Raw genomic sequence first — 14,896 nt, 5'->3', positions numbered from 1 at the left:
TGCCCATTCTGCCATGTAAACGTTTTCACGTGGCACTATCCGATGATCGGTGCGCACCGATCTGCGTCGGCGGTTGAACGAAGGTTCCACCGAGGCAGTGGTTTCGAATGGAACGGTCTTCCGGCACCCCGGAGAACGCCCCTGACGAACCTCGGACAGGCAGTTGCGCGGATGTCCCCCGAACCCAGCCATGAAGCGATTGACAACGATGTCACCCGGATCTGAAACTCGAGCGATGCACGACACCCTCTTCCTGTTCGGTGCCACAGGTGATCTGGCCCAGCGCTACCTGTTCCCTTCGCTGCTTCGCCTGCTTGGCGACGGCCTGCTGCCGGAGGACTTCCGCATCCGTGCGCTGGCCCTGTCCGGGCATGACACCGAAGCCTTCCATGACATCCTGCGGCCGCGCCTGCAGCAGGCCATGCCGATGGCCACGCAGGACGACATCAGCGCCCTGCTGCGTCGCATCGACTACCGCTCTGTGGACCTGCGCGACGTCGACTCGGTTGCCGCCGCGGTCGCCGACCTCGTGCACCGCAAGTGCGTCAGCTACCTCGCCATCCCGCCGGGCCTGTACATCTCCACCTGCGAAGGCCTGGCCAAGGGCGGCGCCCTCGCCGCGCCGGCACGCCTGATGCTGGAAAAGCCGATCGGCAGCGACAGCGAGAGCGCCGAGGAAATCATCAGCACCATCGGCCAGTGGATCGATGAGGACCGCGTGTTCCGCCTCGACCACTACCTGGGCAAGGCCGCGGTGCAGAACCTGATCGCACTGCGCTTCGGCAACACGCTGCTGGAAGCGGTGTGGAACCGCAACTACATCGAATCGGTGCACATCCTGGTGGCCGAAAGCGAAGGCGTGGATGGCCGCGATGCCTATTACGCCCGCTCCGGCGCGCTGCGCGACATGGTGCAGAGCCACATCCTGCAGCTGCTGTGCATGGTGGCGATGGAACCGCCGGCATCGCTGGAAGCCGATCGCATCCGCGACGAGAAGGTCAAGGTGCTGCGCGCCCTGCGCCCGCTCGATGCCAGGCACGCCGCGCGTGACAGCATCCGTGGCCGCTACACCGCCGGCACCATCAATGGCCAGCCGGCACAGGCCTACCAGCCGCCGGAAGGCAGCGACGTGGAAACCTTCGCCGGTGTCACCGCGCATATCGACAACTGGCGCTGGAGCGGCGTGCCGTTCCACCTGGTCACCGGCAAGCGCCTGCCCGAGCGCACCACCCGCGTGGTGGTCACGCTGAAGCCGGTCACCCACTGGCTGTTCGAGCGCCCGCAGCGCGCGCAGGCCGCACCGAACCGCCTGGTGTTCCAGCTGCAGCCGCAGGAAAACATCGAACTGGGCCTGATGAGCAGCCTGGCAGGCCCGGAATGGGGCGCGCTGGAGCTGCATCCGCTGGAGCTGGAACTGTCGGTGCCGACCGGCCTGCACCGCCGTATCGCTTACGAACGCTTGTTCCTGGATGCCTTCAACGGCAACCACACGCTGTTCGTGCGCGATGACGAAGTGCGTGCGGCCTGGGCCTGGATCGACAGCGTCGCCGACGCCTGGAAGGACGCCAAGCTGCCGCTGGAGCCCTACCCCGCCGGCCAATGGGGCCCGGGCAATGCGGGCGGGTTCCTGCCGCAGGACCTGGACGCGCCCGACAGCGGAGCGTCGGCATGAGTGCCAGCTCGCAGCCAGTGCTGGTCGCCGACATCGGTGGCACCAACGCGCGCTTCGCCCTGGCCGACACCTCGCTGGACGCACCGCTGCAGAAGGACAGCATCCGCGAGTACGCGGTGGCGGAGTTCCCGTCGCTGGGTGATGCCGCGCGCCACCATCTGGAACAGATCGGCGCCACGGCAAGCCGCGGCGTGTTCGCCGTGGCCGGTCGCGTGGATGGTGACGAAGCACGCATCACCAACCATCCGTGGGTGATCTCGCGCAGCCGCACCGCTGCCATGCTCGGGTTCGACGAACTGCACCTGATCAACGACTTCGCCGCGCAGGCGATGGCGATTTCGCTGCTGCAGCCCGATGACGTGGTCCAGGTCGGTGGGGCTGCCTGGGTACCGGGCAAGCCCGGCCAGCCACGCAACTACGCGGTGATCGGGCCCGGTACCGGTCTCGGCGTCGGCGGCCTGATCATGCGCCACGGCCGTTGCTATCCGCTGGAAACCGAAGGCGGCCATGTCAGCTTCCCGCCGGGAACCCCGGAAGAGATCCGCATCCTGGAGATCCTGTCCGAGCAGTTCGGCCGCGTCTCCAACGAGCGCCTGATCTGCGGCCCCGGCCTGGTCAACATCCATCGCGCCGTGTGCGAGATGGCCGGCATCGATCCGGGCCAGCTGCAGCCGGTGGACGTGACCGCCCGCGCCCTGCACGGCGATCCGCAGGCGATGCGCACCGTGGATGTGTTCTGCGCCGTGTTCGGCGCCATTGCTGGCGATCTGGTGCTGACCCAGGGCGCCTGGGACGGCGTGTTCCTGACCGGCGGGCTGACCCCGAAGATGCTCGATTCGCTGCAGCACTCCGGTTTCCGCCAGCGTTTCGAGCACAAGGGCCGATTCTCTTCCATCATGGCGCGCGTGCCCTCGTTGGCGGTGATGCATCCCCACGCCGGACTGCTGGGCGCCGCCGCCTATGCCGCCGACGCCGAACGTGACGCACCTGGAGTTGCCGCATGAGCCCCACCACCTTCCACGACGACCGCATCGAGTTCATCAACCATGGCGATGCCGATGGCTGGATCGAAGCCGTTGCTGCCGAGATGGCGCACACCCTCAACCACGACATCAACGAAGTGGGCCGCGCCCGCATCCTGCTGTCTGGCGGCACTACACCGGCGCCGGTCTACCAGGCGCTGGCCGAGTTGGACGTGCACTGGGACCGGGTGGAAGTGAGCCTGGCCGACGAGCGCTGGCTGTCGCCGCAGGATCGCGACAGCAATGCCTGGCTGGTGCGCGAGCACCTGCTGAAACGCGCCGAGGGTGCGCATTTCGATCCACTGGTGCGGATCGGCAAGCCCCTGCCCGAATGCGTGTACACCGCCAACCTGCAGGCACAGCACAGCCAGCCGCCGAGCCTGGTGGCACTGGGCATGGGCAACGACGGCCACACCGCCTCGCTGTTCCCGGGCTCGAAGGATCTCGCCCGCGCACTGGAAAGCACCCTGCCCTATGCCGCGCTGGATGCCACCGGCTGCCCGGGTGCGAACCAGTGGCCGCTGCGCATCACGCTGACCCCGCATGGGCTGCGCCAGTGCCGACAGCGCCTGCTGCTGCTGCGCGGCAAGCAGAAGCTGCAGGTGCTGCGCCAAGCGTTGGACAGCAACGACGCCCAGCAGTATCCGATCCTCAACGCGATCAACCTGGAAGGCGCGCGCCTGCGCGTCCACTGGGCTGATTGATGTCGGCGGCGGCGCCCCGCCGCCGCTTGCCTCTCGCCACCTTGAACGCCGGTAGCCAATGAGCCTCCATCCGCAACTGCAAGCCATCACTGAGCGTGTCATCCGCCGCAGCGCCGCCTCGCGTGCCGCCTACCTGGCCGCGATCGACGCCTCCCTGCGCGAAGGCCCGTTCCGCAGCCGCCTGAGCTGCGGCAACCTCGCCCATGGATTCGCCGCCTGTGGCGGTACCGACAAGAGCCGCCTGCGCGGCGGCGTGACGCCGAACCTGGGCATCATCACCGCCTACAACGACATGCTCTCGGCGCACCAGCCGTTCGAGACCTATCCCGAGCAGATCCGCGAGATCGCCCGCGAGCTGGGTGCTACGGCACAGGTGGCCGGCGGCGTGCCGGCGATGTGCGACGGCGTCACCCAGGGCCGCGGCGGCATGGAACTGTCGCTGTTCTCGCGCGATGTGATCGCCCAGGCCACTGCGATCGGCCTCAGCCATGACATGTTCGATACCACCGTCTACCTCGGCGTGTGCGACAAGATCGTGCCGGGCCTGCTGATCGGCGCGCTGGCCTTCGGCCACCTGCCGGCGGTGTTCGTGCCGGCCGGCCCGATGACCCCGGGCATCCCGAACAAGCAGAAGGCGGAAGTGCGCGAGCGCTATGCCGCCGGCGAAGCCACCCGCGAAGAGCTGCTGGAAGCCGAGTCCGCGTCTTACCACGGCGCTGGCACCTGCACCTTCTACGGCACCGCCAATTCCAACCAGGTGCTGCTGGAAGCGATGGGCGTGCAGCTGCCGGGCGCATCGTTCGTCAATCCGGGCACGCCGCTGCGCGACGCCCTCACCCGCGAAGCCACCGAACGTGCGCTGGACATCACCGCGCTCGGTGACGACTTCCGTCCGCTGGGCCGGATCATCGATGAGCGCGCGATCATCAACGCGGTCATCGCGCTGATGGCCACCGGCGGTTCGACCAACCACACCATCCACTGGATCGCAGTGGCGCGTGCCGCCGGCATCGTGCTGACCTGGGACGACTTCGACGAACTGTCGCAGCTGATTCCGCTGCTGGCCCGCGTCTATCCGAACGGCGAGGCCGACGTGAACCGCTTCGCGGCCGCTGGCGGACCGGCCTTCGTGTTCGGCGAGCTGATCAGGGCGGGCCTGATGCACGGTGACCTGGTCAGCGTGGCGCGCGGCGGCATGGCCGACTACGCGCGCGAGCCGCAGCTGCGCGACGGCCAGCTGGTCTACCTGCCGGGCCTGCAACACAGCGCCGATGACGAAGTGGTGCGTGGCGTCGACAACCCGTTCGAGCACCAGGGCGGCCTGCGCCTGCTGCGCGGCAACCTGGGCAAGTCGCTGATCAAGCTGTCGGCGGTGAAGCCGCAGTACCGCACGATCGAAGCACCGGCCGTGGTTGTCGATGCGCCGCAGGTGCTGAACAAGCTGCATGCCGGCGGCCTGCTGCCCGAGCACTTCGTGGCGGTGGTGCGTTACCAGGGCCCGCGTGCCAACGGCATGCCGGAACTGCATTCGCTGGCGCCGCTGCTGGGGCTGCTGCAGAACCAGGGCCGGCGCGTGGCACTGGTCACCGACGGCCGCCTGTCCGGCGCCTCGGGCAAGATTCCGGCGGCGATCCATGTGACGCCGGAAGCGGCGCGCGGTGGTCCGCTGGCCAAGGTCCGCGAGGGCGACATGATCCGCCTTGATGGCGAGGCCGGCACGCTGGAAGTGCTGGTGGACGCGGCCGAGTGGGCCGCGCGTCCGCTGGCCCCGAACACGGCGCCTGCCGCGCATGACCTGGGCCGCAACCTGTTCGCGATCAACCGTCGCGTGGTGGGTCCGGCTGATCAGGGCGCGATTTCGATTTCGTGCGGGCCGGCGGCGGCCGATGGCGGGCCGTGGGAATACGACGCGGAGTACGAGCTGGGGCACGATGCCGCAGCGGCGGCGGCGCCGCATGAGGCAAAAGACGCCTGAAGCGAAAAGCCGCGGCAGGCTTCCCGGCCTGGGCAGTAGAGCGCCCTGGACAATTCCCGGCGCGTCATTTGCGCTGCGGCCACTGAATCAAGAAGAGCAAAGGCAAGGGCAAAAGCATGGGTATCGAACAACATCAGGTGAAGGCGGCGGAGCTGTTGCGTGCGGCGGGCATCCTGCCGGTGGTGACGATTCATACGCTGGACCAGGCGCGTGCGGTCAGTGCGGCGTTGCTGGAAGGTGGCCTGCCGGCGATCGAGTTGACGCTGCGTACGCCAGTGGCGATGGAAGCATTGGCGATGCTCAAGCGCGAGCTGCCGGACGTGGTGGTGGGCGCCGGCACGGTGCTGACCGTGGAGCAGATGCAGCAGTCGATCGATGCGGGCGCGGACTTCCTGGTGACCCCGGGTACGCCACCGGCGCTGGCCGATGCGCTGGCGGCGGCACCGCTGCCGGTAGTGCCGGGTGCGGCCACGCCGACCGAACTGCTGTCGCTGTATGCGCGCGGCTTCCGCGTGTGCAAGCTGTTCCCTGCCACCGCCGTGGGGGGGCTGGCGATGATCAAGGGTCTGGCCGGCCCGGTTGCCGACCTCAAGCTGTGCCCGACCGGCGGCATCACCGAAAACACCGCCGCCGAGTACCTCGAGCAGAAGAACGTGGTCTGCATCGGCGGTTCGTGGATGGTGCCGGGCAGCTGGATCGCCGACGGTCAGTGGGACAAGGTGCGCGCCAGCGCCGCCGACGCCGCGAAGATCATCAAGCGCGTACGCGGCCACTGAGCCCGACGCAGCTGTAGAGCCGAGCCCATGCTCGGCTCCGCGCCCGCAGGCCGGAAAGCAGCCGAGCATAGGCTCGGCTCTACATTTCCTCTATCGGCAGTGACGGCGCACGGAACCTGTCGGTGGCCCTGCGGAGGGCTCAGCCGTTGGCCGAATCCCTTACAGCGGCCGTGCCGGATCCACCAGCCCGTACTGGCTGGCCATGCGCGCCAGCGCGATGTTGTCGTGGATCCCCATCTTCTCGAACAGCCGCGCCTTGTGCGTGTTCACCGTCTTCGCACTCAGGCTCAGGCGCCGCGCGATGTCTTCCTGGCGCAGGCCCTGGGTCAGCAGCAACGCCACTTCCAGCTCGCGCGGCGACAGGCTGTCGAATGGAGAGCCGTTGCCTTCAACGGTCGACAGGGCCAGGTTCTGCGCGATGCTGGTGCCCAGGTAGCGACGGCCCATGGCCACATCGCGCACCGCACGCAGCAGCTCCTGTGCATCGCAGCCCTTGCCGATGTAGCCCGCAGCCCCGGCTTCCAGCAAGCGCTTCGGCAGCGGACCGTCTTCCAGCACCGACACGATCACCACGCGGGTGTTGCGATGGCTGCGGACGATGCGCTCGGTCACCTCCATGCCACTCACGCCGGGCAGGTGCAGGTCGCACAGCACCACGTCCGGCAGCAGCTGGCGGACGTCGCGCAGCGCATCTTCGCCGGTCTCGGCTTCGCCCACCACCTCGATGTCGGTCTCCCCCGACAGGATCATCTTCATCCCGGTGCGGACCAGTGCGTGGTCATCCACCAGGTAGACTCGAATCGTCATTCACGTACCTCTTCGAATGCGGCCATTGCAGGTCAAGCTAGGCAGGGCGCCGATACCCCTGCAAGCGCGTTCGAGATGCGACCCGGGCATTCTGCCTTGCGCATCACAGTACCGCGCGTTGTGCTTGCCCCCTGTCTTGCAGAACCTGCTGCAACGAAACAACTGATCTATTACGTAGACGCCCCGGAGGGGCCATCCACGTCAATCCCCCTGTGATGATGCTTCGCTGGCCGTCGCTGGCGGCGAATCCTGACGTCGCCAAGGATGCCGGCGACTGAACATGACCAGATAGCACCCTACCACCCAAACCAGCGCGGCACACCATCCGGCCAGGATATCGGAGGGGTAATGCACGCCCAGATAGACCCGGGAGACGCTGACCAGCAGGCTGAACGCGGGCGCCAGCAGCAGCACCGGCCAGCGCCAGCGGGTGTTCCAGGCCAGCAGCACCAGGGTCACGGCCAGGGTCATCGAGCCCATCGCGTGGCCGCTGGGAAAGCTGAACGTCGATTCCGGCGCGATCGATTCCCACAGGCTGGGGCGCTGGCGCTGGAAGAAATGCTTGCTGCCCATGTTCAGCAGCGCCGAGCCGACGAAGCTGACCGCCACGAACGTGGCCTCACGCCAACGCCGGTAGCCCAGCAGCACGCCGATGATCAGCACGTCGGCGGGAATCAGGAACCATTCGTAGCCCAGCCTGGAAATGAGCACGAAGAAGCGGTCCAGCAGCGGTGAGTGCAGGCCATGCATCTGCCACAGCAGCGGCGCATCGAAATGGAACGATTCAAACTCGTGCACTTCGTCGGCCAGCGCGACGAAACCCGCCAACGGCAGCAGCACGCCACCGAACAGCAGCACCAGGCGCCAGGCATTGCGGGCCATCCAGTGGCGGAAACCGGAGGCGGACTCCGGCGCAGCGAGGATCGCAGGCTTATCCGGCGCTTCGGACATATTTGTGTTCGACGTAATCGTCGATCAGGGCGACGAACTCCTGGGCGATGTTTTCGCCACGCAGGGTCACCTTCTTCTCGCCATCGACGAACACGGGCGCGGCCGGGGTTTCACCGGTGCCCGGCAGGGAAATACCGATGTTGGCGTGCCGCGACTCACCCGGCCCATTGACGATGCAGCCCATCACCGCCAGGGTCATGTTCTCCGCACCCGGATGGTGGATCTTCCACAGCGGCATCTTCTCGCGCACGTGGTTCTGCACCACCTTGGCCAGTTCCTGGAAGAACTCGGAGGTGGTGCGGCCGCAGCCCGGACAAGCCGTGACCAGCGGCGTGAAGGCACGCTGGCCGGTGGTCTGCAGCAGTTCCTGGGCGACGATCACTTCCTGCGTGCGCGACTGGCCCGGTTCCGGGGTCAGCGAGATGCGGATGGTGTCACCGATGCCTTCCTGCAGTAGCACGCCCAGCGCCGCCGACGAGGCGACGATGCCCTTGCTGCCGATACCGGCCTCGGTCAGGCCCAGGTGCAGGGCAAAATCGGAGCGCTGGGCCAGGTCGCGGTACACCGCGATCAGCTCCTGCACGCCACTGACCTTGGCCGACAGCACGATGCGATCGCGCGGCAGGCCGAGCTCCACCGCCTGCTCGGCCGAATCCAGCGCCGAACGGATCAGCGCCTCGCGCAGCACGCGACCGGCATCCCAGGGCTGCTCGCGCAGGTTGTTCTCGTCCATCAACTTCGCCGCCAGGGCCTGGTCCAGCGAGCCCCAGTTGGCACCGATGCGCACCGGCTTGTTGTAGCGGATCGCGAACTCGATCAACTGGGCGAACTGCAGATCCTTCTTCTTGCCGAAGCCGACGTTGCCCGGATTGATGCGGTACTTGGCCAGCGCTTCGGCACATGCCGGCTCGGCGGTCAGCAGCTGGTGGCCGTTGTAGTGGAAATCACCGATCAGCGGCACGTCGATGCCCATCATCGCCAGCTTGTCGACGATGCGCGGGATCGCCGCAGCGGCTTCCACGGTATTGACGGTCAAACGCACCATTTCCGAACCGGCCCGCCACAGCTCGGCCACCTGCTTCACGCTGGAGGCCACGTCGGACGTGTCGGTGTTGGTCATCGACTGCACCACGACCGGCTTGCCTCCGCCTACGGTGACCCCGCCGATCTGCACGGCATGGGTCTGGCGGCGGGGCCAGGAGGTGGCATCGGAGGGAGGAGTCGGGCGGGTGACGGCGTCGTGCATGGGCGCATTCTACCGCCCGCCCCCGCATTCCGGGTGACTCGCATTCAGCCGGTGGCACGGCTGCGGCCGATTGTCGCAGGCACAGCCGCCCGTGAACACATACGATGAGCGTGAATGACCGGTCCCGACGCCCCGTTTCTCCGTACCCTGTGCAGCCTGCGCTGGCTTGCCGTAGGCGGCCAGGCCGCCACCATCCTGGTTGCCACCTGGGTGCTGGGCCTGCCGTTGCCGCAGCTGCCGCTATGGGCCGGCGTGGCGGTGCTGGCCCTGTTCAACATCTATACCCAGTTGCGTCCGGACGCGGCTGACACCGCACCGCTGACCGCGTTCGGCCACATCCTGGTGGACGTGATCATCCTGACCTGGATGGTCGGCTGGAGCGGCGGCATGGCCAACCCGTTCAGCTCGCTGTTCCTGATCCTGATCGCGCTGGCCGCATTCGCCCTGCCCCTGCGCTGGGCACTGGCGGTCGCACTGGCCTGCCTGCTCGGCTACGCCGCCAGCGGCATCTTCGGCCAGCCATTGCCGGACGGTTACTTCCGCGCGCAGGACCTGAATCGCTGGGGCGTGGTCGCCAACTTCCTGATTTCCGCCGCGGTGGTACTGGCCTTCTCCACCCGGCTGGCGCTGGCCCTGCGGGAGCGCGAGCTGGAACTGTCGGCACTGCGCGAGCGCTTCGCCCGCAACGAGGGCATCGTCGCGCTGGCCACCCATGCCGCCTCGGTGGCGCATGAACTGAACACGCCGCTGGCGACCATGACCCTGCTCGCCGACGATGTGGCCGAGCGCAGCGAAGAGCCGGAAGTGCGCGAGGACATGGAAACCCTGCGCGAGCTGCTGGTGCAGTGCCGGGAGCGCGTGCTGGCGCTGGCTGCTCCGGCCTCGGCCGACGCACCGGGCCGCAGCCATTCCAGCGCACAGCAGGTGCTTGAGCAATGGCGCCTGGTGCGGCCGACCATCGACCTGCACCGCAACGATGATGCGCCGCTGCGGCTGCCGCTGGACCCGGGCGTAGGCCATCTGCTGATGGTCCTGCTCAACAACGCCGCCGATGCCGGCGAGAAAGCCGGCCGGCCACGCGTGGACCTGGACCTGCGCATCGAAGGCGACGACCTGATCGGCGAAGTCCGCGACTACGGCCATGGCTTCGACGCCCGTGCCGCCGTGCTGCCGGGCAAGCTGTTCGGCAGCAGCAAGAGCGAGGGCATGGGCGTCGGCCTGGCCCTGTCCCATGCCACCATCGAACGCCTCGACGGCGAGATGTGGATGCGCCCGGCCCAGGGGGCCGGCAGCCGCGTCGGCTTCCGCCTGCCGCTGGCCCCACGCGAGGACACCCCATGAGCCTTCACCATTCCACCCTGGGCCTGCTGGTCGACGACGACGAGCTGTACCTGCGTACCCTGCAACGCAGCCTGGCCCGCAAGGGGCTTGAAACGCAGACCGCACAGGATGCCGCCAGTGCGCTGGCGCTGGCCCGGCAGCATCCACCGGCCTTCGCGCTGATCGACCTGAAGCTGGGCAGCGATTCCGGCCTGGCACTGATCCAGCCGCTGCGCGCGCTGCGCGCGGACATGCGGATCCTGCTGGTGACCGGCTACGCCAGCATCGCCACCGCGGTGGAGGCGATCAAGCTGGGTGCGGATGATTACCTGCCGAAGCCGGCCACGGTGCCGATGATCCTGCGCGCCCTCGGCGAGGAAGACGACGGCCCGGCCGACGATGGCGAAATGGAAGTGCCCGATGCGATGACGCCGATCAGCCGCCTGCAGTGGGAACACATCCAGCAGGCGATGCACGAGACCGGCGGCAACGTGTCAGCGGCCGCGCGCCTGCTCGGCATGCACCGGCGCTCGCTGCAGCGCAAACTGGCCAAGCGGCCAAGCCCGGAGCGCGACCCGAGCCGGTGACGCGGTAGTGCCGGCCGCTGGCCGGCAACCCATCTTCTGCGGTAGTGCCGGCCGCTGGCCGGCAACCTCATGAACGATTGAAGCATCACCTGGTTGCCGGACAGCGGCCGGCACTACCAGAGCATCAGCGCTTCAGCTGCGCCAGGATCTCGCGGGTCATCGGATCGGCAACCGCTACATCCTCGCCCTGCAGCGCCGGCAGCAGGCCACTGGCCAGTTGCTTGCCGAGCTCGACACCGAACTGGTCGAACGCGTTGATGTTCCAGATCACCGACTGCACGTACACGGCGTGTTCGTACATGGCGATCAGCGCACCCAGTGCCTGCGGGGTCAGCGCGTCGAGCAGGATCAGCGTGCTCGGCCGCCCGCCCGGGTAATCACGGTGCGGATCGTCGCTGCTCTGGCCATTGGCCAGCGCCTCGGTCTGTGCCAACAGGTTGGCCAGCAGGGCCTGGTGATTGATCGTGTAGGGATCATCGTTGTGCACACAGCCGATGAAGTCGGCCGGAACGACGCTGGTGCCCTGGTGCAGCGCCTGGAAGAAGCTGTGCTGCACATCGGTGCCTGCCCCACCCCACCACACCGGCACGGTGTCGGTGGTGACCGGCGCACCATCACGCTGCACGCGCTTGCCCAGGCTTTCCATCACCAGCTGCTGCAGGTAGGCCGGCAGCAGCGCCAGACGCTGGTCGTAGGTCATTACCGCATGCGTGGCATGGCCCAGCAGGTTGCGGTTCCAGATGTCGGTCAGGCCATGCAGCACCGGCAGGTTGCGCTCCAGCGGTGCATCCAGCGCATGCGCATCCATCTGTGCGGCGCCTTCCAGCAGCTGCTCAAAGCGCTCGAAGCCGATCGCCAACGCGATCGGGAAACCGACCGCCGACCACAGCGAATAGCGGCCACCCACCCAGTCCCACATCGGCAGTACGCGATCGGCGGCGATCGCGAAGGCCTTGGCGGCGCGATCCGGATTGGCGCTGACTGCATACAGGCGCTCGCTGCCGCCCAGCCAGTCGTGCAGGATCTGGCCGTTGAGCAGCGTTTCCTGCGTACCGAAGGTCTTGGAGATGAGGATGCCGGCGGTCTTGGCCGGATCCAGCGTGGCCAGCGTGCGCTGCATGGCGGCGCCGTCCACGTTCGAGACGAAATGCACGCGCAGGCGCGCACCGCTGACCGGACGCAGCGCGTCGGCGACCAGGCGCGGGCCAAGGTCGGAACCACCGATGCCGACGCTGACCACATCGGTCACGCCACTGTCTTCCAGCGCGCGCACCAGCACGCCCATGCGCTGGCGGATCGCGCGCGCGGTGGCATAGGCCTCGGCCGCCACCGGCGCATCGACCACATCGCCGCGCAGCGCGGTATGCAGCGCGGCGCGCCCTTCGGTCAGGTTGACCTGTTCGCCGCGGATCAGGCGCGTGATGGCACCACCGACATCACGCTCGGCAGCCAGCGCCAACAGCGCCTTCAACGCCGCGGCATCGTATTTCTGCCGGGCGAAATTGACGTACAACGGACCGACCCGCAGCGCCAGCTCCTGTACACGGCCGGGTTCGGCGGCGAGCAGGCTGGGAATGCTTGCGCCCTTCAGGCGCTGGGCGTGGGAATGCAGCGAGTCGAATCCGTTGTTCGTTGTCATGCGGCCTGGGTCGGGATCGTGTCGTTGGTGTGGGTGATCTGGTTGTTGCCATCAACGTACACCAGCTTCGGCCTGAAGCTGTCAGCTTCCTGCTCGGTCATGCTGGCGAACGCGGCGATGATGATGATGTCACCGACCTGCACGTGGCGCGCGGCGCCACCGTTGAGCGAGACAACGCCGCTGCCGGCTTCGGCGCGAATGGCATAGGTCGAGAAACGCGCACCATTGGTCACGTCCCAGATGTGCACCTGCTCGAACTCGCGGATGCCGGTGGCAGCCAGCAGGTTGTCATCGATGGCGATCGAGCCTTCGTAGTTCAGCTCGGAATGGGTGACGGTGGCGCGATGGATCTTGGTCTTGAGCAGGGACAGGTGCATGGGGGCGCTGCAACGGCAAAGGAAAGAGCGGATTCTAGCACCCGCGCAGCGCGGGGCATCACGGCCGGCAACCTGTTCAGGTAGCCGGTGAAACCGGGGTCAGAACCCTTTTCCCCTGGAAAAGGGATCTGACCCCATGCATCGCGCGGCGCCGCCGGAACTCAGAACTCCAGGTTGTCGATCAACCGGGTGGTTCCCAGGCGCGCGGCAATCAGCGCCACGCGGCCACCGCCGTCGAAGGTCGGCTCGGCCAGCTCCGGGGTGCGCAGCACCGCGTAGTCGACCTGGAACCCGGCTGCCTGCAATGTGGCCGTGGCGTCGGCTTCGATGCGATCACGTGCCTGCCCCGCCACGTAGCCCTCGCGCATGCCCAGCAGGGTGCGGTGGATGGTGGTCGCGACCGGGCGCTGTTCGTCGCTCAGGTACTGGTTGCGCGAACTCTTGGCCAGGCCATCCTCGTCGCGCACGATCTCAGCACCGACGATCTGGATCGGGAACGACAGCTCGGCCACCATCTGCCTGATCACGGCGAGCTGCTGGTAGTCCTTGCGGCCGAACACGGCCACGTCCGGCTGCACCTGCAGGAACAGGCGCGCCACCACCGTGCAGACGCCATCGAAGTGCCCCGGGCGGCTGGCGCCTTCCAGCACTTCACTGACACCCGGCGCGTGCATGCGCGTGGTCCTGTCCACGCCCAGCGGATACATCGTCTCCACGCTGGGCAGCCACACGGCATCGCAGCCGACCTGCTCCAGCCCGGCCACGTCGGCCTCGGGCGTGCGCGGGTAGCGACTGAAATCCTCGTTGGGGCCGAACTGGGTCGGATTGACGAAGATGCTCGCCACCACCTTGTCAGCGTACTGGCGGGCCAGGGTCACCAGCGAATGGTGCCCCCCATGCAGGTTGCCCATGGTCGGCACCAGCGCCACGCGCAGGCCCTCACGCTTCCACTGGGCGATCTGCTCGCGCAACGCGCCGAGCTCGTTGAAGGTCTGGATCATTGGGCGTAGGCGTGCTGTTCGTCGGGGAAGCTGCCGTCGCGCACCGCGTCGGCAAAGGCGCGGGTGGCACCGGCCACCGAGCCACCTTCGGCAAGGAAATCCTTGACGAACTTGGGACGGCGATGGCCACTGTCCAGGCCGAGGAAATCGTGCAGCACCAGCACCTGGCCATCGCACTGCGGGCCCGCGCCAATGCCGATGGTCGGCACATCCACCGCAGCGGTCACTTCGGCAGCGACCGGGGTCGGCACGCATTCAAGCACCATGATGCTGGCGCCTGCGGCGGCCACGGCCCTGGCGTCCTCCACCAGCTGGCGCGCAGCATCGCCGCGGCCCTGGATCTTGAAGCCGCCCAGTCGCAGCACCGACTGCGGGGTCAGGCCGAGGTGCGCGCAGACCGGAATCTCGCGCTCGACCAGGTAGCGGATGATGTCGACCTTGAAGCCGGCACCTTCGATCTTGACCATCTCGGCACCGGCTTGCAGCAGCTGCAGCGAGGCATCCAGCGCGCGTTCCGGGGTGGCATCGGCGCCGAACGGCAGGTCGGCCACCAGCAGCGCACGCTGCAGCACGCGGGCCACGGCCCGGGTGTGGTAGACCATGTCGGCCACGGTCACCGGCAGGGTCGAATCATGACCCTGCACGACCATGCCCAGCGAATCGCCGATCAGGATCAGATCGACGCCGTTGGCATCGAAGGTGCGGGCGAAGCCGGCGTCGTAGGCGGTCAACATGACCAGCTTCTGGCCATTGCGCTTGGCCTCGGCCAGGGCGGGAACGGTCCAGGGCTTGCTGTCTGCGTGGGTGCTCATGTGCTGA

At 67.6% G+C, this 14,896-nt stretch carries 14 protein-coding genes; 7 read left to right on the top strand and 7 right to left on the bottom strand.

The window, feature by feature from the left end; genetic code table 11:
• Positions 1 to 235 precede the first annotated feature (235 nt).
• From zwf to ACT6SE_RS07935, 5 genes are all read left to right on the top strand, one after another.
• Positions 236 to 1,672 carry a glucose-6-phosphate dehydrogenase gene (gene zwf / locus ACT6SE_RS07955; RefSeq protein ID WP_014646761.1) on the top strand — a complete coding sequence of 479 codons (1,437 nt, stop codon included), beginning with the start codon at positions 236 to 238 and terminating at the stop codon, positions 1,670 to 1,672.
• Positions 1,669 to 2,676, top strand: a complete 1,008-nt coding sequence (gene glk, locus ACT6SE_RS07950; RefSeq protein WP_014646760.1) for a glucokinase — start codon at positions 1,669 to 1,671, stop codon at positions 2,674 to 2,676. Before zwf ends, glk begins: the two co-directional genes overlap by 4 nt.
• Positions 2,673 to 3,398, top strand: a complete 726-nt coding sequence (gene pgl / locus ACT6SE_RS07945) for a 6-phosphogluconolactonase (protein ID WP_014646759.1) — start codon at positions 2,673 to 2,675, stop codon at positions 3,396 to 3,398. The genes glk and pgl overlap by 4 nt, the downstream gene beginning before the upstream one ends.
• 58 nt (positions 3,399 to 3,456) lie before the next feature.
• Positions 3,457 to 5,373, top strand: a complete 1,917-nt coding sequence (gene edd / locus ACT6SE_RS07940; protein ID WP_032958604.1) for a phosphogluconate dehydratase — start codon at positions 3,457 to 3,459, stop codon at positions 5,371 to 5,373.
• A gap of 116 nt (positions 5,374 to 5,489) precedes the next feature.
• Positions 5,490 to 6,149: a bifunctional 4-hydroxy-2-oxoglutarate aldolase/2-dehydro-3-deoxy-phosphogluconate aldolase gene (locus ACT6SE_RS07935; protein ID WP_014646757.1), complete on the top strand. Its 660-nt coding sequence runs from the start codon at positions 5,490 to 5,492 to the stop codon at positions 6,147 to 6,149.
• Between the two features lie 159 nt (positions 6,150 to 6,308).
• Here the strand turns inward: ACT6SE_RS07935 and ACT6SE_RS07930 are convergent, their stop codons facing one another.
• The 3 genes from ACT6SE_RS07930 to ispG form a co-directional block, all read right to left on the bottom strand.
• On the bottom strand, positions 6,309 to 6,956 hold the full coding sequence (locus ACT6SE_RS07930; protein ID WP_005416124.1) for a response regulator: 648 nt from the start codon (positions 6,954 to 6,956) through the stop codon (positions 6,309 to 6,311).
• Between the two features lie 201 nt (positions 6,957 to 7,157).
• Positions 7,158 to 7,907: a phosphatase PAP2 family protein gene (locus ACT6SE_RS07925; RefSeq protein ID WP_014646755.1), complete on the bottom strand. Its 750-nt coding sequence runs from the start codon at positions 7,905 to 7,907 to the stop codon at positions 7,158 to 7,160.
• Positions 7,888 to 9,153, bottom strand: coding sequence for a flavodoxin-dependent (E)-4-hydroxy-3-methylbut-2-enyl-diphosphate synthase (ispG, locus tag ACT6SE_RS07920; protein WP_041863307.1), 1,266 nt, complete (start codon positions 9,151 to 9,153; stop codon positions 7,888 to 7,890). The genes ACT6SE_RS07925 and ispG overlap by 20 nt, the downstream gene beginning before the upstream one ends.
• Before the next feature lie 114 nt (positions 9,154 to 9,267).
• Here ispG and ACT6SE_RS07915 point away from each other — a divergent pair, with 114 nt between their 5' ends.
• Both ACT6SE_RS07915 and ACT6SE_RS07910 read left to right on the top strand, forming a co-directional pair.
• Positions 9,268 to 10,494: an ATP-binding protein gene (locus tag ACT6SE_RS07915; RefSeq protein WP_032960817.1), complete on the top strand. Its 1,227-nt coding sequence runs from the start codon at positions 9,268 to 9,270 to the stop codon at positions 10,492 to 10,494.
• Positions 10,491 to 11,060 carry a response regulator transcription factor gene (locus ACT6SE_RS07910; protein WP_012510702.1) on the top strand — a complete coding sequence of 190 codons (570 nt, stop codon included), beginning with the start codon at positions 10,491 to 10,493 and terminating at the stop codon, positions 11,058 to 11,060. Before ACT6SE_RS07915 ends, ACT6SE_RS07910 begins: the two co-directional genes overlap by 4 nt.
• Before the next feature lie 124 nt (positions 11,061 to 11,184).
• Here the strand turns inward: ACT6SE_RS07910 and pgi are convergent, their stop codons facing one another.
• From pgi to panB, 4 genes are all read right to left on the bottom strand, one after another.
• Positions 11,185 to 12,699, bottom strand: coding sequence for a glucose-6-phosphate isomerase (gene pgi, locus ACT6SE_RS07905; protein ID WP_046429940.1), 1,515 nt, complete (start codon positions 12,697 to 12,699; stop codon positions 11,185 to 11,187).
• Positions 12,696 to 13,076 (bottom strand): aspartate 1-decarboxylase, encoded by a 381-nt coding sequence (gene panD / locus ACT6SE_RS07900; RefSeq protein ID WP_014646751.1) that lies wholly within the window; start codon positions 13,074 to 13,076, stop codon positions 12,696 to 12,698. Before panD ends, pgi begins: the two co-directional genes overlap by 4 nt.
• Before the next feature lie 161 nt (positions 13,077 to 13,237).
• Positions 13,238 to 14,077: a pantoate--beta-alanine ligase gene (gene panC / locus ACT6SE_RS07895; protein WP_046429939.1), complete on the bottom strand. Its 840-nt coding sequence runs from the start codon at positions 14,075 to 14,077 to the stop codon at positions 13,238 to 13,240.
• Positions 14,074 to 14,889, bottom strand: a complete 816-nt coding sequence (panB, locus tag ACT6SE_RS07890) for a 3-methyl-2-oxobutanoate hydroxymethyltransferase (RefSeq protein WP_014646749.1) — start codon at positions 14,887 to 14,889, stop codon at positions 14,074 to 14,076. Before panB ends, panC begins: the two co-directional genes overlap by 4 nt.
• Between the last annotated feature and the right edge of the window lie 7 nt (positions 14,890 to 14,896).

It is taken from the genome of Stenotrophomonas sp. LC732, assembly GCF_052446685.1.
Classification (GTDB): Bacteria; Pseudomonadota; Gammaproteobacteria; order Xanthomonadales; family Xanthomonadaceae; genus Stenotrophomonas; species Stenotrophomonas muris.
This window is presented reverse-complemented; position numbering and strand designations above follow the sequence as displayed.

Coding starts and splice junctions, on each gene's coding strand:
- zwf (WP_014646761.1), top strand. CDS start 236: ATGCACGACACCCTCTTCCTGTTCGGTGCCACAGGTGATCTGGCCCAG.
- glk (WP_014646760.1), top strand. CDS start 1,669: ATGAGTGCCAGCTCGCAGCCAGTGCTGGTCGCCGACATCGGTGGCACC.
- pgl (WP_014646759.1), top strand. CDS start 2,673: ATGAGCCCCACCACCTTCCACGACGACCGCATCGAGTTCATCAACCAT.
- edd (WP_032958604.1), top strand. CDS start 3,457: ATGAGCCTCCATCCGCAACTGCAAGCCATCACTGAGCGTGTCATCCGC.
- ACT6SE_RS07935 (WP_014646757.1), top strand. CDS start 5,490: ATGGGTATCGAACAACATCAGGTGAAGGCGGCGGAGCTGTTGCGTGCG.
- ACT6SE_RS07930 (WP_005416124.1), bottom strand. CDS start 6,956: ATGACGATTCGAGTCTACCTGGTGGATGACCACGCACTGGTCCGCACC.
- ACT6SE_RS07925 (WP_014646755.1), bottom strand. CDS start 7,907: ATGTCCGAAGCGCCGGATAAGCCTGCGATCCTCGCTGCGCCGGAGTCC.
- ispG (WP_041863307.1), bottom strand. CDS start 9,153: ATGCACGACGCCGTCACCCGCCCGACTCCTCCCTCCGATGCCACCTCC.
- ACT6SE_RS07915 (WP_032960817.1), top strand. CDS start 9,268: ATGACCGGTCCCGACGCCCCGTTTCTCCGTACCCTGTGCAGCCTGCGC.
- ACT6SE_RS07910 (WP_012510702.1), top strand. CDS start 10,491: ATGAGCCTTCACCATTCCACCCTGGGCCTGCTGGTCGACGACGACGAG.
- pgi (WP_046429940.1), bottom strand. CDS start 12,699: ATGACAACGAACAACGGATTCGACTCGCTGCATTCCCACGCCCAGCGC.
- panD (WP_014646751.1), bottom strand. CDS start 13,076: ATGCACCTGTCCCTGCTCAAGACCAAGATCCATCGCGCCACCGTCACC.
- panC (WP_046429939.1), bottom strand. CDS start 14,077: ATGATCCAGACCTTCAACGAGCTCGGCGCGTTGCGCGAGCAGATCGCC.
- panB (WP_014646749.1), bottom strand. CDS start 14,889: ATGAGCACCCACGCAGACAGCAAGCCCTGGACCGTTCCCGCCCTGGCC.